This window comes from Enterobacter cloacae complex sp. IR5428, from assembly GCF_049238585.1.
GTDB lineage: Bacteria > Pseudomonadota > Gammaproteobacteria > Enterobacterales > Enterobacteriaceae > Enterobacter > Enterobacter intestinihominis.
The window spans coordinates 154871-170178 of the sequence record NZ_JBMKHV010000004.1; the positions used below are offsets into that span (position 1 = coordinate 154871).

At 56.0% G+C, this 15308-nt stretch carries 18 protein-coding genes; 6 read left to right on the forward strand and 12 right to left on the reverse strand.

Annotated features, from left to right (window positions below; all coding sequences use genetic code 11):
- The first annotated feature begins 12 nt into the window (after nt 1-12).
- Nucleotides 13-2154: a phosphate acetyltransferase gene (gene pta, locus ACOTXC_RS07225; RefSeq protein ID WP_022648836.1), complete on the forward strand. Its 2142-nt coding sequence runs from the start codon at nt 13-15 to the stop codon at nt 2152-2154.
- Nucleotides 2155-2264: 110 nt separating this feature from the next.
- On the opposite strand, the gene ACOTXC_RS07230 is transcribed toward pta, so the two are convergent.
- The 5 genes from ACOTXC_RS07230 to ACOTXC_RS07250 form a co-directional block, all read right to left on the reverse strand.
- Nucleotides 2265-3218: a transketolase family protein gene (locus ACOTXC_RS07230; protein ID WP_023306640.1), complete on the reverse strand. Its 954-nt coding sequence runs from the start codon at nt 3216-3218 to the stop codon at nt 2265-2267.
- The gene (locus tag ACOTXC_RS07235; RefSeq protein WP_032623854.1) at nt 3211-4041 is read right to left on the reverse strand and encodes a transketolase; all 831 of its coding nucleotides are present in this window, start codon (nt 4039-4041) and stop codon (nt 3211-3213) included. The genes ACOTXC_RS07230 and ACOTXC_RS07235 overlap by 8 nt, the downstream gene beginning before the upstream one ends.
- The gene (locus ACOTXC_RS07240; protein ID WP_017383437.1) at nt 4038-5429 is read right to left on the reverse strand and encodes a PTS ascorbate transporter subunit IIC; all 1392 of its coding nucleotides are present in this window, start codon (nt 5427-5429) and stop codon (nt 4038-4040) included. Before ACOTXC_RS07240 ends, ACOTXC_RS07235 begins: the two co-directional genes overlap by 4 nt.
- Nucleotides 5430-5450: 21 nt before the next feature.
- On the reverse strand, nt 5451-5723 hold the full coding sequence (locus tag ACOTXC_RS07245) for a PTS sugar transporter subunit IIB (protein WP_003861447.1): 273 nt from the start codon (nt 5721-5723) through the stop codon (nt 5451-5453).
- Between the two features lie 79 nt (nt 5724-5802).
- Complete coding sequence (locus ACOTXC_RS07250) at nt 5803-6246, reverse strand: PTS sugar transporter subunit IIA (protein ID WP_063147687.1); 444 nt, start codon at nt 6244-6246, stop codon at nt 5803-5805.
- A 236-nt stretch (nt 6247-6482) separates the two neighbouring features.
- Between ACOTXC_RS07250 and ACOTXC_RS07255 the strand changes: the two genes are divergently transcribed.
- The gene (locus tag ACOTXC_RS07255) at nt 6483-7502 is read left to right on the forward strand and encodes a LacI family DNA-binding transcriptional regulator (protein WP_023300631.1); all 1020 of its coding nucleotides are present in this window, start codon (nt 6483-6485) and stop codon (nt 7500-7502) included.
- Nucleotides 7503-7505: 3 nt separating this feature from the next.
- Here ACOTXC_RS07255 and yfcD read toward each other — a convergent pair whose 3' ends face one another.
- The 3 genes from yfcD to yfcF are packed head-to-tail and all read right to left on the reverse strand — an operon-like array spanning nt 7506 to nt 9380.
- The gene (gene yfcD / locus ACOTXC_RS07260; RefSeq protein WP_006811396.1) at nt 7506-8072 is read right to left on the reverse strand and encodes an NUDIX hydrolase YfcD; all 567 of its coding nucleotides are present in this window, start codon (nt 8070-8072) and stop codon (nt 7506-7508) included.
- 55 nt (nt 8073-8127) lie between these two features.
- Nucleotides 8128-8679 carry a phosphodiesterase gene (yfcE, locus tag ACOTXC_RS07265; protein WP_045621141.1) on the reverse strand — a complete coding sequence of 184 codons (552 nt, stop codon included), beginning with the start codon at nt 8677-8679 and terminating at the stop codon, nt 8128-8130.
- A gap of 56 nt (nt 8680-8735) precedes the next feature.
- Nucleotides 8736-9380 carry a glutathione transferase gene (gene yfcF / locus ACOTXC_RS07270; protein WP_017692996.1) on the reverse strand — a complete coding sequence of 215 codons (645 nt, stop codon included), beginning with the start codon at nt 9378-9380 and terminating at the stop codon, nt 8736-8738.
- A gap of 140 nt (nt 9381-9520) precedes the next feature.
- Between yfcF and yfcG the strand changes: the two genes are divergently transcribed.
- From yfcG to ACOTXC_RS07290, 4 genes are all read left to right on the forward strand, one after another.
- Nucleotides 9521-10150 carry a GSH-dependent disulfide bond oxidoreductase gene (yfcG, locus tag ACOTXC_RS07275; RefSeq protein WP_022648841.1) on the forward strand — a complete coding sequence of 210 codons (630 nt, stop codon included), beginning with the start codon at nt 9521-9523 and terminating at the stop codon, nt 10148-10150.
- Nucleotides 10151-10225: 75 nt separating this feature from the next.
- Nucleotides 10226-10594 (forward strand): dihydroneopterin triphosphate 2'-epimerase, encoded by a 369-nt coding sequence (gene folX / locus ACOTXC_RS07280; RefSeq protein ID WP_003861432.1) that lies wholly within the window; start codon nt 10226-10228, stop codon nt 10592-10594.
- A 13-nt stretch (nt 10595-10607) separates the two neighbouring features.
- Entirely contained in the window at nt 10608-11501 is an 894-nt protein-coding gene (locus tag ACOTXC_RS07285) for a TIGR01777 family oxidoreductase (protein WP_276349404.1), read from the forward strand.
- A gap of 44 nt (nt 11502-11545) precedes the next feature.
- Nucleotides 11546-12055: a GNAT family N-acetyltransferase gene (locus ACOTXC_RS07290; protein WP_421767529.1), complete on the forward strand. Its 510-nt coding sequence runs from the start codon at nt 11546-11548 to the stop codon at nt 12053-12055.
- A 139-nt stretch (nt 12056-12194) separates the two neighbouring features.
- On the opposite strand, the gene hisP is transcribed toward ACOTXC_RS07290, so the two are convergent.
- The 4 genes from hisP to hisJ form a co-directional block, all read right to left on the reverse strand.
- The gene (hisP, locus tag ACOTXC_RS07295) at nt 12195-12968 is read right to left on the reverse strand and encodes a histidine ABC transporter ATP-binding protein HisP (RefSeq protein WP_003861426.1); all 774 of its coding nucleotides are present in this window, start codon (nt 12966-12968) and stop codon (nt 12195-12197) included.
- A 9-nt stretch (nt 12969-12977) separates the two neighbouring features.
- Nucleotides 12978-13691, reverse strand: coding sequence for an ABC transporter permease (locus ACOTXC_RS07300; RefSeq protein WP_003861424.1), 714 nt, complete (start codon nt 13689-13691; stop codon nt 12978-12980).
- The gene (locus tag ACOTXC_RS07305; RefSeq protein WP_006811404.1) at nt 13688-14374 is read right to left on the reverse strand and encodes a histidine ABC transporter permease HisQ; all 687 of its coding nucleotides are present in this window, start codon (nt 14372-14374) and stop codon (nt 13688-13690) included. Before ACOTXC_RS07305 ends, ACOTXC_RS07300 begins: the two co-directional genes overlap by 4 nt.
- 88 nt (nt 14375-14462) lie before the next feature.
- On the reverse strand, nt 14463-15245 hold the full coding sequence (gene hisJ, locus ACOTXC_RS07310) for a histidine ABC transporter substrate-binding protein HisJ (protein WP_003861421.1): 783 nt from the start codon (nt 15243-15245) through the stop codon (nt 14463-14465).
- Nucleotides 15246-15308: the final 63 nt, after the last annotated feature.

The window sequence follows — 15308 nt, forward strand, 5'->3', positions numbered from 1 at the left end:
AGAGGATAAACCGTGTCCCGTACTATTATGCTGATCCCTACCGGAACCAGCGTCGGCCTGACCAGCGTCAGCCTCGGCGTGATCCGCGCTATGGAACGCAAAGGCGTTCGTCTGAGCGTCTTTAAGCCTATCGCCCAGCCACGTGCCGGTGGCGATGCGCCAGACCAGACCACCTCCATCGTTCGTAAGAACTCCAATCTGCCAGCGGCTGAACCGCTGAAGATGAGCCACGTTGAATCTCTGCTCTCCAGCAACCAGAAAGACGTGCTGATGGAAGAGATCATCGCCAACTACCACGCAAACGCGCAGGACGCTGAAGTGGTGCTGGTTGAAGGCCTGGTCCCGACCCGTAAACACCAGTTTGCCCAGTCTCTGAACTTTGAAATCGCGAAAACCCTGAACGCAGAGATTGTTTTCGTGATGTCTCAGGGCACGGACACCCCAGAGCAGCTGAAAGAGCGTATCGAACTGACGCGCAGCAGCTTCGGCGGTGCGAAAAACACCAGCATCACCGGCGTGATTGTTAACAAGCTGAACGCGCCAGTAGATGAGCAGGGCCGTACGCGTCCTGACCTGTCCGAAATCTTCGACGACTCTTCCAAAGCGAAAGTCATCAAAGTTGACCCGGCTAAGCTGCAGGATTCCAGCCCACTGCCGGTGCTGGGTGCGGTGCCATGGAGCTTCGATCTGATTGCCACCCGTGCAATCGATATGGCGCGTCACCTGAATGCCACCATCGTTAACGAAGGCGATATCAACACCCGCCGCGTGAAGTCCGTGACCTTCTGCGCGCGCAGCATTCCGCACATGCTGGAACACTTCCGCGCAGGTTCCCTGCTGGTGACCTCTGCTGACCGTCCAGACGTGCTGGTTGCAGCGTGCCTGGCTGCGATGAACGGCGTGGAAATCGGTGCGATCCTGCTGACCGGTGCCTACGAGATGGACCCGCGCGTCAGCAAGCTGTGCGAACGTGCGTTCGCCACTGGCCTGCCAGTCTTCATGGTGAACACCAACACCTGGCAGACCTCCCTGAGCCTGCAAAGCTTCAACCTCGAAGTGCCGGTTGATGACCACGAGCGTATCGAGAAAGTTCAGGAATACGTTGCGGGCTACATCAACGCAGACTGGATCGAATCCCTGACGGCGACGTCCGAGCGCAGCCGTCGTCTGTCTCCTCCAGCCTTCCGTTACCAGCTGACCGAGCTGGCGCGTAAAGCGGGCAAACGCGTGGTTCTGCCAGAAGGTGACGAACCACGTACCGTTAAAGCGGCGGCCATCTGTGCAGAGCGCGGTATCGCGACCTGTGTGCTGCTGGGTAACCCGGATGAGATCAACCGCGTTGCGGCGTCTCAGGGCGTTGAGCTGGGCGCTGGCATTGAGATCGTTGACCCGGAAGTGGTTCGCGAAAGCTACGTTGCCCGCCTGGTTGAGCTGCGTAAGAACAAGGGCATGACCGAAGCCGTTGCGCGCGAGCAGCTGGAAGACAACGTCGTGCTGGGTACGCTGATGCTGGAGCAGGACGAAGTTGACGGCCTGGTTTCCGGTGCGGTTCACACCACCGCGAACACCATCCGTCCACCGTTGCAGCTGATCAAAACCGCACCGGGCAGCTCTCTGGTCTCCTCCGTGTTCTTCATGCTGCTGCCTGAACAGGTTTACGTTTATGGCGACTGCGCGATCAACCCGGACCCAACCGCAGAGCAGCTGGCAGAAATCGCAATCCAGTCTGCGGACTCCGCGACTGCCTTCGGTATCGAACCGCGCGTCGCGATGCTCTCCTACTCCACCGGTACCTCTGGTGCAGGCAGCGACGTAGAGAAAGTCCGTGAAGCGACCCGCATTGCGCAGGAAAAACGTCCGGATCTGATGATCGACGGCCCGCTCCAGTACGATGCCGCGGTAATGGCTGACGTTGCGAAATCTAAAGCGCCTAACTCGCCGGTTGCAGGTCGCGCTACCGTGTTCATCTTCCCGGATCTGAACACCGGTAACACCACCTATAAAGCGGTACAGCGTTCAGCAGACCTGATCTCCATCGGGCCAATGCTGCAAGGTATGCGCAAGCCTGTGAACGACCTGTCTCGTGGTGCGCTGGTTGACGATATCGTCTACACCATCGCGCTGACGGCGATTCAGTCTTCGCAGCAGCAGTAAGCTAAAAAGCCCGGTGGCGCTAGCGCTTACCGGGCCCAGGGTTTTGTAGGCCGGATAAGCGAAGCGCCATCCGGCAAAAAAAGGCGACCATTCAACGGTCGCCTTTTTTATTACAGCAACTCTCGTGCCGCCGACACAATGTCATGTGCCGTCAGGCCATACTCCTTCTGCAGGAAGTCCTGCGTGCCTACCTGACCGTAACGCTCCTTCACCCCAACCCGCCGCATCGGCACCGGACAGGTTTCCACCAGCACTTCCGCCACCGCCGACCCCAGCCCGTTGTGAATGCTGTGGTTTTCGCAGGTCACAATACGCCTGGTTTTCTCGGCATAATTTTTCACCAGCATCCGATCGATGGGCTTCAGGGTAAACATGTCGATGACCGCTGCGCTTACCCCCTCCTGCTCCAGCTGGCGCGCCGCCTCCAGCGCTTCCGCCACCATAATGCCGTTAGCAATCAGGGTAATATCGGTTCCCTCGCGCAGCACGTTGCCCTTGCCGATGGTGAAGGTTGACCCCGGGGCATACACGCTCGGCGCCTGTTTACGGATGGTCCGCACCCAGTAGAAGCCTTCCAGGTCGATAAGCTGACGCAGCACATCTTCGAACATCACCGCATCGGTCACCTCCAGCACCACTGAATGCGCCAGACCGCGCACGATGCCCATATCCTCAAACGACATATGCGTCCCGCCGTTGTGGCAGGCCGTCACGCCCGCATCCGAGGCAATCACCTTCACGTTATTGCGCTGGTAGTCCAGGGACATAAACAGCTGGTCGAAGCAGCGACGGCTGGCAAAGGCGGTAAAGGTATGGACGAACGGCTTACGTCCGGTGAGCGACAGCCCGGCGGCCGTCCCAATCACGTTGGCCTCCATAATGCCGCAGTTGATGACGTGCTGTGGATAATCACGCGCTACGCCGTCCATCGCCATCGAACTCATCAGATCCGCTTCGAGCGCAATAATCTCGCTCCCGGCCTCAATCTGTTTTGCCACAAAACCCGCATAGACCTTACGCATCTCAACCGAATCTTTCTGTCCTGTCGGTGCAACCTTAATCATGTGAAGCCTCCAGTTGGCGAATCGTCTCGTTGAGCGCCGCTTTGCTCTCCTCAGTTAATCGCAGGTGATGCGAGTTGCTGAGCTGTTCCAGGTATGGCACCCCCTGCCCTTTGATGCTGTCGAGGATCACCACCCGCGGACGCGCATCGGTCGCAGGGATCGGCGCGGTCACCTCCAGCAGCGCCGGAATGTCGTCCCCTTTCACCGTCACCACGTCAAAACCAAAGGCCCGGAATTTGCCTTCCAGATCGAAGGCGCTGATGATTTCGTCCAGCTCGCCGTCGAGCTGCTGTTTGTTCCAGTCCACGAACACCGTCAGATTGTTCAGTCGATGGTGAGCAATAAACTGGAAGGCTTCCCAGCACTGCCCTTCGTTCAGCTCCCCATCGCCAACGATGCAAAACACCCGGTTTGGCCTTTCTGCCAGCTTGTGCGACAGCGCCATGCCGCCTGCAATGGAGATCCCCTGCCCCAGCGATCCGGTGGTGGCATCCACGCCGCGTGTTTTCAGGCGATCCGGGTGGCTTGGCAGACGCGTTCCGTTCTGGTTTAGCGTGCTCAGCTCTTCAATCGGGAAGTAGCCCTTAATCGCCAGCGTGCTGTACAGCGCCGGGCCCGCATGTCCCTTCGACAGCACAAAGTAATCGCGCTCTGGCCAGTCCGGATCGGCCGGGTCTATTTTCATCACCGCGCCGTACAGAATGGCCAGCGTTTCAACGACTGACATGCTGCCGCCGTAGTGACCAAAACCCAGCTGCGTCAGGGATTTCAGCGTCTCAAGGCGGATCTGACGCGCCAGTTCGGTTATTTCATTCTCATTCATGATTTGGCTCCGGGGTTTTCCTGCGCGTTACCGCTTGCAGGTTTGTTTTTAGCGAAGACGTTGTAGGCCACCAGCAGCGCAAACAACACAACAACCAGTCCGGTGATGGCAAGCGGCGACAGGAAGCGCGCCAGGTTGCCGAGCACAATCCCGACGGCGCCAAAGTCGGCGTCCGAGAAGGTCGTATTCGCAAAGCCAATCGCGCCCAGAACAGGCAGCAGCAGGACCGGCAGGAAGGTGATCAGCAGGCCGTTAGCAAAGGCGCCAATCATCGCCCCGCGACGTCCGCCGGTGGCGTTCCCAAACACGCCCGCCGTTGCACCGGTGAAGAAATGCGGCACGACGCCCGGCAGGATCAGCACCCAGCTAAACTGACCGCAGATGAACAAGCCTACAATCCCGCCGAGGAAGCTGAACAGGAAGCCAATCAGCACCGCGTTTGGCGCATACGGGTAGACCACCGGGCAGTCCAGCGCAGGTCGCGCATTGGGCACCAGTTTTTCCGAGAAGCCGGTAAAGGCCGGGACAATTTCCGCCAGAATCAGGCGCACACCCTGCAAGATGATAAACACGCCTGCCGCGAAGGTGATGGCCATAATGATGGCGTACACCAGGTAGTTCTGGCCGCCGCTGAAGGTGGCCTCCACGTACTCACGCCCGGCGCTCACCGCCATAATCAGGTAGATAATCATCATGGTCAGTGAGATGGAGATCGAACTGTCGCGCAGGAAGCTGAGGTTCTTCGGCAGGTTCATCTCTTCGGTGGAGCGCGAGCCTTTACCGACCTTGCTGCCAATCCAGCCGGACAGCACGTAGCCCAGCGTGCCGAAATGACCGAAGGCGATCTCATCGTTGCCGGTAATACGCTTCATATAGCGTTGCGCAATCGCCGGGAAGAAGGCCATAATCAGGCCGAGGATCAACGAACCGGTGAAGACCAGCCCTACCCCTTCGAAGCCTGCGACCGTCAGGATCACGCCAATCATGCACGCCATGTAGAAGGTGTGATGCCCGGTCAGGAAGATGTACTTCAGGCGGGTAAAGCGCGCGACAATAATATTCGCCACCATCCCGAAAGCCATAATGAGCGCGGTGGAGGCACCATATTTTTCCAGGGCAATTGACACAATAGCTTCATTGTTGGGAATAATGCCCTGAATATTAAAGGCGTGCTCAAACATACCGCCGAGCGGATTTAAAGAGCCCACCAGCACGGTTGCGCCGCCGCCCAGTACAATAAAGCCGAGAATGGTTTTAATTGTGCCTTTTACCACATCTGAAAAGGCTTTTTTCTGCGCCACCAGACCAATCAGGGCAATTAACCCGACCAGGACTGAAGGGACTTTTAAAATATCAACAACGAAATTCAGCGTTTCAAGGATAAACATATCCACCTCGCCTTTTCAGGATTATTGTCTTTCGAACCAGGCGCGCAGCTGCGCTTCGAGTTCGTTGATATCGATAATATTGTTGATCACCACCAGCTGGCTTTCCGGCACGCTGGCGCTGGCGGCAATGTCTTTCGCCATTACAAACAGGTCCGCCGCGCCCGGCGTGGCCGAGGAGAGATCGGAGTGTTCAACCTCTGCCTCAATTTCCAGTTTTTTGAGCACCTTTTTAATATTCATTTCGACCATAAAACTGCTGCCCAGGCCGGAGCCGCAAATAGCCATAATTTTCATTGTTATCCCCTTTTTTGAGTAGAGTACGCCCCATCACGCTGACGCGTAATGTTGAGATGAATCGGATTAAATAATTAAATCAGAAGCGATTGATAACGGTTTTTATCTCCTCCAGCGTATTCGCCCGATGTAATTCAGCCATATCTTCGTCGCTGGAAAATAATTCTGCTAAGGCGGAGATCATTTCGATATGGCTATGTTTGTCCGGCGCCGCCAGCATCACAATCACATCGACGGGGTCAAACTCACCAGCACCAAATGAGACGCCCTGTTTCAGTTTTAATAATGACAGGCCAAGTCCTTTCGCCCCTTCTTCCGGTCGCGCGTGTGGCATTGCCAGCCCAGGAGCCAGCACATAGTAGGGACCTAACCTGTGATGCTGCTCAATGATAGCCGTGACATATTTCGGCGCAATGACCTGCAAATCCAGCAGCGGTTTCGCGCACAGTTCCAGCGCCTGGGGCCAGCTTTCAACGCTATCCTGTAGGATGATGGTTGTATCATATATCCACTTTTTGAGCATTTTTCACTCCCGCTAAAGACCAGACATGGGCAAACTCTATTCAACCCATCAATTAATGACTGCGATCGCGATCACAAAGATAGCGCTACCAACGACTAACATGCAGAACTGTGATAGCGCTATCAAATTGCTATCCTGGTGCGAAATCACAGCAAAAAAAGGGATTTAAGGCGTATACTGCCTGTCACGTAAAATGAAGGATGAAACTAAATCGCGTCCTGTCAGCAGGAAGATGTATGTCTTTAACCCGAAAACGGCGCAGTACCGGAAAAGTAACGCTCGCGGATGTCGCGCAGCTTGCCGGCGTAGGCACGATGACTGTATCCCGTGCCCTCCGCACGCCCGAACAGGTTTCCGATAAACTGCGTGAAAAAATTGAAGCCGCGGTGCAGGAGCTGGGTTACATGCCCAATCTTGCCGCCAGCGCACTGGCATCGGCATCGTCATGGACGATTGCGATGGTTGTACCCAATCTTTCCGAAGCTGGCTGTTCCGAGATGTTCGCCGGGCTACAGCAGGTGCTCCAGCCAGCCGGATATCAGATCATGCTGGCGGAATCTCAGCATCGTCTTGAACAGGAAGAGAAACTGCTTGAAACGCTGCTGGCCTCGAACATCGCCGCGGCGATACTGCTCAGCGTCGAGCACTCCGATACCGTGCGACACTGGCTAAAAAACGCCTCTATCCCGGTGATGGAAATGGGTGCAATGCGTGCCGATCCTATTGATATGAATATCGGGATTGATAACGTCGCCGCCATGTATGAACTTACCGAAATGGTGATTCAGCGCGGCTACCAGAATATCGGCCTGCTGTGCGCTAACCAGGAGCAGTGGATTTTTCAGCAGCATTTGCAGGGCTGGTACAAGGCGATGCTGCGCCACCACCTGTCGCCAAACAGAGTGATTAATGCCGCCATGCCGCCGAGCTTTTCCACCGGTGCGGCACAATTGCCGGAGTTTCTGCTGGCGTGGCCGGAGCTGGATGCGCTGGTGTGCGTATCGGATGAACTGGCCTGCGGCGCGCTATATGAGTGCCAGCGTCGGCGCATCAAGGTGCCGGACGATTTAGCGGTCGTGGGCTTTGGCGACAGCGACGTCAGCCGCGTCTGTCAGCCGCCGCTGACGACGATGGCAGTACCGCATCGCAAGATTGGGATTGAAGCCGGGAAAGCGTTACTGGAACGTCTGAATGACGGAGACTGGCGCGACCATAAACCCATCGCGTCCAGCCTGTGTTTGCGGGAAAGCTGTTAAGGCTTACTCAGCCTCTTCCTCTTTTTCCGCCTTATTTTCCGGTTTAGCGGATTCGTTTTTGGCGTTGCGGGTCATCCACAGCGCCAGTGCTTTAAGGGAATCCGGCGTGAATTCGTCGCAACGCGCGGTGATCTCTTCCGGCGTCATCCAGCACACTTCGCTCACTTCCTCTTCCTGCAAGGCGAAAGGTCCGTGGGAAACGCAGCTAAACAGCCCGCCCCAGACGCGACAATGCTCATCTTCGAAATAAAACTGTCCGTGCTCGGCAAACGGCACGCCAGCGATACCTAACTCTTCTTCCGCTTCACGACGCGCGGAATCCAGCAATACTTCATCGGCCTGCACGACGCCACCCGCTGTGGCATCTAGCATACCAGGAAGAAAATCTTTGGTGTCAGTGCGACGCTGGACCAGAATCTTGCCCATGCCGTCATGAACAACGATGTACGTCGCGCGGTGACGCAGACGCTCCGCACGCATTTGTTCGCGGCTGGCCTGCGCGATCACTTCATTCTCTTCGCTGACAATGTCAACCCACTCAGTACTTGCCAAATGATTCTGCTCCACCATCGGGAAACCTTCTCGTCTAAGCGCTCTTTCGGCGCGTTTGCAGTTGTGGTGTAACTTACGGATTAATCGCTATCTGCGCAATAACTTGCTGATCATTAAGTGCGATAACGCTTAATGTCCCGTCTTCATACATGCCGTAGCTTGCCGGGTTACCGCCTTTAGGAATGCTGACAGACCCGGGGTTAAAGTGGTAAAACGCCCCGCGTTTTTCCGCCACCGGAATATGAGTATGACCATAAACCAGGACATCGCCAGCGGCGAGTGACGGCAGGTTATCCGGGCCGAACAGGTGCCCGTGGGTCAGGAACAAACGGCTGTTTTCCATCAACACCTGTTGCCAGGGAGCGGTGATGGGAAATTGCAGCAGCATCTGGTCAACTTCGCTGTCGCAGTTGCCGCGAACGGCGATAATGCGCGAGGCAAAATGATTAAGTTTTTCCGCCACCTGCGCGGGAGCATAGCCTTCCGGCAACGCATTGCGTGGGCCGTGGTTTAACACATCGCCCAGGATCACCAGCCATTGCGCCCCGCTTTGGACGAACAGAGAAAGCACGCGTTCGGTCGCGGGCAGCGATCCATGAATATCCGACGCAAACATCAGTTTCATCAGTTACTCCTCGGGAATTCAGACTGCCCCTATCATACCTCAAGCGCCCCGTCTTATCAGCCCGCGCGCTTAGCAGAGAGTGCCAGATAGCGCTGTACCGACGCGCGTTGCCACTGGAAGGTGGCGTAATCCACCAGTAGCTGTGGGACGTCATCGCCGTTGAGGATAAGGCGATTGAGCATCAGCGCCAGATCGGTGTCGGCAATACACCACTCGCCAAACAGGTTGGGGTTACCCTGCGCCAGCAGCGATGACGCCGTTTCAATCAGCTTCCGGGCGCTGGATAAGCCTTCCTCACTGAGGGCGGGCTTTTTGACGCCAGCGAACACCACGTCCGTGGAGCGTTCTGTGCGAATCGGCACCAGGTCGCTACGCAGCCACGCCTGGATCTGGCGGGCGCGGGCGCGCTTTTGCAGATCGTGAGGATAGATGCGTTCCCACTCTGGTGGGGCAAAGCGGTCTTCAAGGTACTCGTCAATCGCTGAGGATTCACTCAACTCAAAACCGTCAATCTCCAGCACAGGGACACGGCGGGTGAGCGCGTAGCCCTGCCACTGAGGCTTTAGATGTTCGCCGCTGTCCAGGTCAACGGTTTTCAGACTAAAAGTTAGCCCCTTTTCTGCCAGCGCCACATAAACGCTCATGACATAAGGAGAAAAAAAGTTCGCATCGGACCACAACGTTATTACAGGCTGGCTCATAACATCCTCATCGGCTGATCGGTTTTCACTCAACATATAATCTCTTTGCCTCGCTGTCACTTGATGAAAACTCACGATTTACAACAAGCACCTATACTGATTTTTCATGGCAACACTATTCGCACTGACAGGAGTTGAGAATGATAGATCTCTATTATGCCCCCACCCCTAATGGCCATAAGATCACCCTCTTTCTTGAAGAAGCCGAACTGGACTACCGGATCATTCGCGTGGATATCAGCAAAGGCGATCAGTTCCGCCCCGTTTTTCTGGCCATCTCGCCCAACAATAAAATTCCGGCCATCATTGATAACCTGCCTTCTGACGGGGGCAAACCGTTAAGCCTGTTTGAGTCCGGAGAGATTTTGCTTTATTTGGCAGAGAAAACCGGCAAGCTCCTGAGCGGGGAGTTGCGCGAGCGTCATCACACGCTGCAATGGTTATTCTGGCAGTCGAGCGGCCTGGGGCCGATGCTGGGGCAGAATCATCACTTTACCGCCTATGCGCCGCAGACGATCCCTTACGCCATTGAGCGATATCAGGTCGAAACCCAGCGCCTGTACGGGGTACTGAACCGTCGGCTGGAAAAATCACCGTGGCTGGGAGGTGAGCATTACAGCATCGCAGATATCGCCTGCTGGCCGTGGATCAACACCCATGAACGCCACCGGATCGACCTGGCCACTTATCCGGCGGTTAACAACTGGTTTGAGCGCATCCGGACCCGCCCGGCAACCGAACGCGCCATGCAAAAAATCCATCAGATTTGAGCCTGTGCCCCGTTGGGTGCAGGTGTTCTCCTCATGTATGATGAGGTAAAAATACTGACACGGAGAAGACCTGCAATGTCCCAGCATGACGCTATTATTCGTATAAAAAACCTTCGCTTACGCACATTCATTGGTATCAAAGAGGAAGAGATCGCGAATCGCCAGGATATCGTGGTGAATGTCGTGATCCATTACCCGGCAGACAAGGCGCGCGCCAGCGAAGACATCAATGACGCGCTGAACTATCGCACGATCACCAAAAGCATCATCCAGTACGTTGAGAACAACCGTTTTGCGCTACTGGAAAAATTAACTCAGGATGTGCTCGACATCGCACGCGAACACCACTGGGTCACTTATGCTGAAGTGGAGATCGATAAACTTCACGCCCTGCGCTACGCCGACTCCGTCTCCATGACGTTAAGCTGGCAGCGCCAGGCGTAAACCTGGAGGTTGTATGAAGATCCTGCTCACCGGCGGTACGGGGCTGATTGGTCGCCATCTCATTCCACGTTTGCAGGCGTTGCATCACGACATTACCGTGGTCACGCGCAGCCCGGAGAAAGCGCGCCAGGTGCTGGGCACCGGCGTTGAGATCTGGAAAGGCCTGGCGGAACGGCAGGATCTGAACGGCTTTGACGCCGTCATCAACCTCGCAGGCGAGCCTATCGCTGATAAACGCTGGACCGAAGAGCAAAAACAGCGTTTATGCAGCAGCCGCTGGAACATGACTGAAAAGCTGGTTGAGCTGATTCGAAACAGCGATATGCCGCCCTCGGTGCTGATTTCCGGCTCTGCAACAGGCTATTATGGCGATCTCGGTGAAGTGGTGGTGACCGAAGAAGAGCCGCCGCACAACGAGTTTACCCATAAACTCTGCGCCCAGTGGGAGCGCATTGCCTGCGGGGCGCAGAGCGATAACACCCGCGTCTGCCTGCTGCGCACCGGCGTGGTGCTTGCTCCGAAAGGCGGTATTCTCGGTAAAATGTTGCCGCCGTTTAAAATGGGGCTTGGCGGGCCCATCGGCAACGGTCGTCAGTATCTGGCGTGGATCCATATCGACGATATGGTCAACGGTATTCTCTGGCTGCTGGATAACGACCTGCGCGGGCCGTTTAACATGGTATCTCCCTACCCCGTACGTAATGAACAGTTTGCTCACGCCCTGGGTCATGCCCTGCATCGCCCGGCGGTACTGCGCGTGCCTGCGACGGCGATTCGGCTGTTGATGGGCGAATCTTCGGTGCTGGTGCTGGGCGGCCAGCGCGCGCTGCCAAAACGGCTGGAAGCGGCCGGATTTACGTTCCGCTGGTATGACCTGGAAGAGGCGCTGGGGGATGTGGTGCAGTGAATATGTTAGAGTTATACGCCATCTCTGGATGATATGGCGTAACTATGGCAACCATCACCACAACCCGGCTTCACCTCACCCCTTTCGAACCTTCTGACTGGGCGTTCTTTCGCTCTCTGCGCGAAGACCCCAACATCATGCGCTATATGGCCGCTATCATGCCTGAAAAAGAGACGCGCCGCGTATTTGCCGCGCGCCTGATGGCGGAGCATGTCTTTGTGATCCGTCTGCATAACGACGTTACGCCGCTCGGGGATATCGGCCTGCAAATCAGTGCGGCGAACCGTGAAGAGGCGGATATTGGCTACACGGTTGTGCCTGACGCGCAGGGAAAAGGCATTGCCAGCGAGGCGCTGCGCGCGGTGTGTGAGTATGCATTTAACCAGACGGACGTGAAGGCGCTTAACGCGTACGTGCTGGCGGATAATGGCGGGTCGGTGCGGGTTCTTGAGAAAGCAGGTTTTGTGCGCACACAGGTACTGGAGAAGGCGTACGAGATTAACGGCGTACGGTATGACGACTGGGTGTATCGGCTGGAGTGTGGTGCGGTCTGAATGCCGGGCGACACTGCGTTTGCCCGGCCTACGGTTTTTGTAGGCCCGGAAAGCGAAGCGCCACCGGGCAATTGGGCGGCTCTGGGGCTGATGCCCTCACCCCGGCCCTCTCCCACAGGGAGAGGGAGAAAGGCCAAACCTACTTCAACGAGCCTTTCAGGAACTGCTGCAAACGCGGGCTTTGCGGGTTCGCCAGCACTTCGTCCGGATGCCCCTGCTCCTCAATCTTGCCCTGATGCAGGAAGATAACGTGGTTAGAAACGTTACGGGCGAAGCCCATCTCGTGCGTCACCACCACCATCGTTTTGCCCTCTTCCGCCAGCTTCTGCATGATGCGCAGCACTTCGCCAACGAGTTCCGGGTCCAGCGCGGAAGTCGGTTCGTCAAACAGCAATACTTCCGGCTCCATCGCCAGCGCGCGGGCGATGGAAACACGCTGCTGCTGTCCCCCTGACAGGTGCACCGGATATTTGATCTGCTGCCGCTCGTCGATACCCACTTTCGCCAGGTATTTGACCGCACGCTCGCGGGCTTCCTGCTTGCTTAAGCCGAGCACCTGAACCGGCGCTTCCATCACGTTCTCCAGCACCGTCATGTGGCTCCAGAGATTGAAGTGCTGGAATACCATTGTCAGACGCGTACGCAGCAGGCGCAGCTGGTTTTTATCCGCCACTTTAAGCTGACCGTCTTTATCACGGACCATGTTGATGTTCTGTCCGCTCACCACAATCGATCCTTCGCTCGGCTTTTCGAGGAAGTTGATGCAGCGCAGGAAGGTACTTTTACCCGAACCTGATGAGCCGATAATACTGATCACGTCGCCCGCATTAGCCTCCAGCGACACCCCTTTCAGCACTTCATGTTCGCCGTAGCGCTTGTGCAAATCAATTACGTTTAATTTGTTCTCAGCCATCATAAATTCTCAGTGCGTCGACGGTTTTATATGCTGCAACCAGCGTTTTTCAGCCTTACGGAACAGGCTGATCAGGACGTAAGAAATGATCAAATAGAGCACTGCCGCAATGCCAAACGCCGTAAACGGCTGGTAGGTGGCAGAGTTAATATCGCGGGCAATCTTTAACAGATCCGGCACCGTGGCGGTAAACGCCAGTGCCGTCGAATGCAGCATTAAAATCACTTCGTTGCTGTACGCCGGCAGCGCAATGCGCAGCGCTGAAGGCAAAATAATACAGCGATAGAGCTTCACGGAGGAGAAGCCGTACGCACGCGCCGCCTCAATCTCACCGTGCGGCACGGAACGAATGGCCCCGGCGAAGATTTCGGTGGTATAGGCGCAGGTATTAAGGGTCAGCGCCAGCACCGTACAGTTCAGACCGCTGCGGAAGAACGCGTTCAGCATCTCGGTGCCTTTCACGATCTCCAGCGTGTACATTCCGGAATAGAACACCAGCAGTTGCACGTACAGCGGCGTACCGCGAAACACGTAGGTGAACAGCCAGATCGGAAACTGGATAAATTTATTGTTCGACACGCGGCCAATGGCGAGGAACACCGCCAGAATGCCGCCCATGACCACCGAGGAGATCAGCAGCCACAGCGTGATCGCCACGCCAGTAAAGCGGTAGCCATCCGTCCACAGCAGGGATTTCCAGTACTCCTGAATAATCTCAATCACAGGTCAGCCCTCTTCACACCCACGGAGTAGCGACGTTCGAGCAGAAGCAGCACACCATTGGAGACGGTCGTAAAGACCAGATAGATTACGCCGCAGACTACCGCAAAATAGAACGGTTCCCAGGTGCTTTTACCCGCCAGCTGCGTGGCCTTCACCACATCTTCCAGACCCAGCAGGGAGACCAGCGCCGTTGCCTTGAGAATAACCTGCCAGTTGTTACCGATGCCCGGCAGCGCGTAGCGCATCATGGCCGGGAACATGATCCGGCGAAACGTTTGTGAGGAGGTAAAACCGTAGGCGGTCGCCGCTTCAATGTGCCCTTTCGGCACGGCCATGTAAGCGCCGCGAAAGGTCTCAGTGAAATAAGCACCGTAGATAAAACCAAGGGTAATAATACCGGCCACCATCGGGTCGATATCGATCTGATCCATGCCGATGGCATCCGTGACGCCGTTAAGTGCGATTTGCAGGCCATAAAAGATCAGCAGCATCAGCACCAGGTCAGGCACGCCGCGAATCAGCGTGGTATAGCCTTCAAATATCAGCGCCAGCGGTCTGTTGGCGGATAACTTTGCCCCCGCGCCCGCCAGGCCTATCAGCACCGCCAGCACCACGGAGCTGATAGCCAGCTCAAGGGTGACAAGCGCGCCCTGTAAAATAACGCCAGAAAATCCGTACAGCATACCGCGTGCCCTGTCGTCTCGTGAGTGGTAGAACCGTGTCTTTTCCCCTCCCGCAACGGGAGGGGCCGCACGTTATCAGACGGGGCGATTAGCCGCCGTAAACATTAAAATCGAAGTACTTTTTCGCCAGCTTGTCGTAGGTGCCGTCCGCGCGCATCTCGGCGAACGCTTTGTTCAGGGCTTCACGCAGTTCGTTGTCTTCTTTCCGCAGGCCCATACCGGTGCCAACGCCAAAGAGTTTTTCGTCCTTAATGGACGGACCGCCGAACTTGTAATCTTTACCCACAGGCTGTTTCAGGAAGCCTTCGCTTGCCGCCACTTCATCCTGGAATGCCGCGTCAATACGGCCTGCCGTCAGGTCTGCGTAGATGTTTTCCTGACCCTGGTAAGAGACAATTTCAATCCCCTTTGGCGCCCAGTGCTCGTTACCGTAGGTTTCCTGCGTCGTACCCTGCAACACGCCCACGCGTTTGCCCTTCAGAGATTCAAGGGTTGGCTGAATGTCAGAGGATTTCGCCACCACCAGACGTGAGTCAGCCGCGTAGAGTTTGTCCGTGAAGGCAATCTCCTGCTGACGTTTTTCGGTGATAGACAGGGAGGACATGATCACGTCAATTTTTTTCGCTTTCAGGGACGGGATTAGCGCGTCCAGCGGGTTTTCAACGTAGGTACATTGCGCTTTAATGCGTTTGCACAGCTCGTTAGCCAGATCGATGTCAAAACCGACCAGTTCCCCCTTCGCATTTTTCGATTCGAAAGGCGCGTAGGTTGGGTCAGTCCCAATACGAATTTTCTGCGGAATGGCTGCGAATGCTGCGGTGGCGCTGGAAAAGGCCAGTACCAGAGAAAGTGACAACACCAGTTTTTTCATATCTGTCCTCAACAAACTGTCTAAATACGAGATTTTACGACTACGGGGTGCCGTTAATGTGCC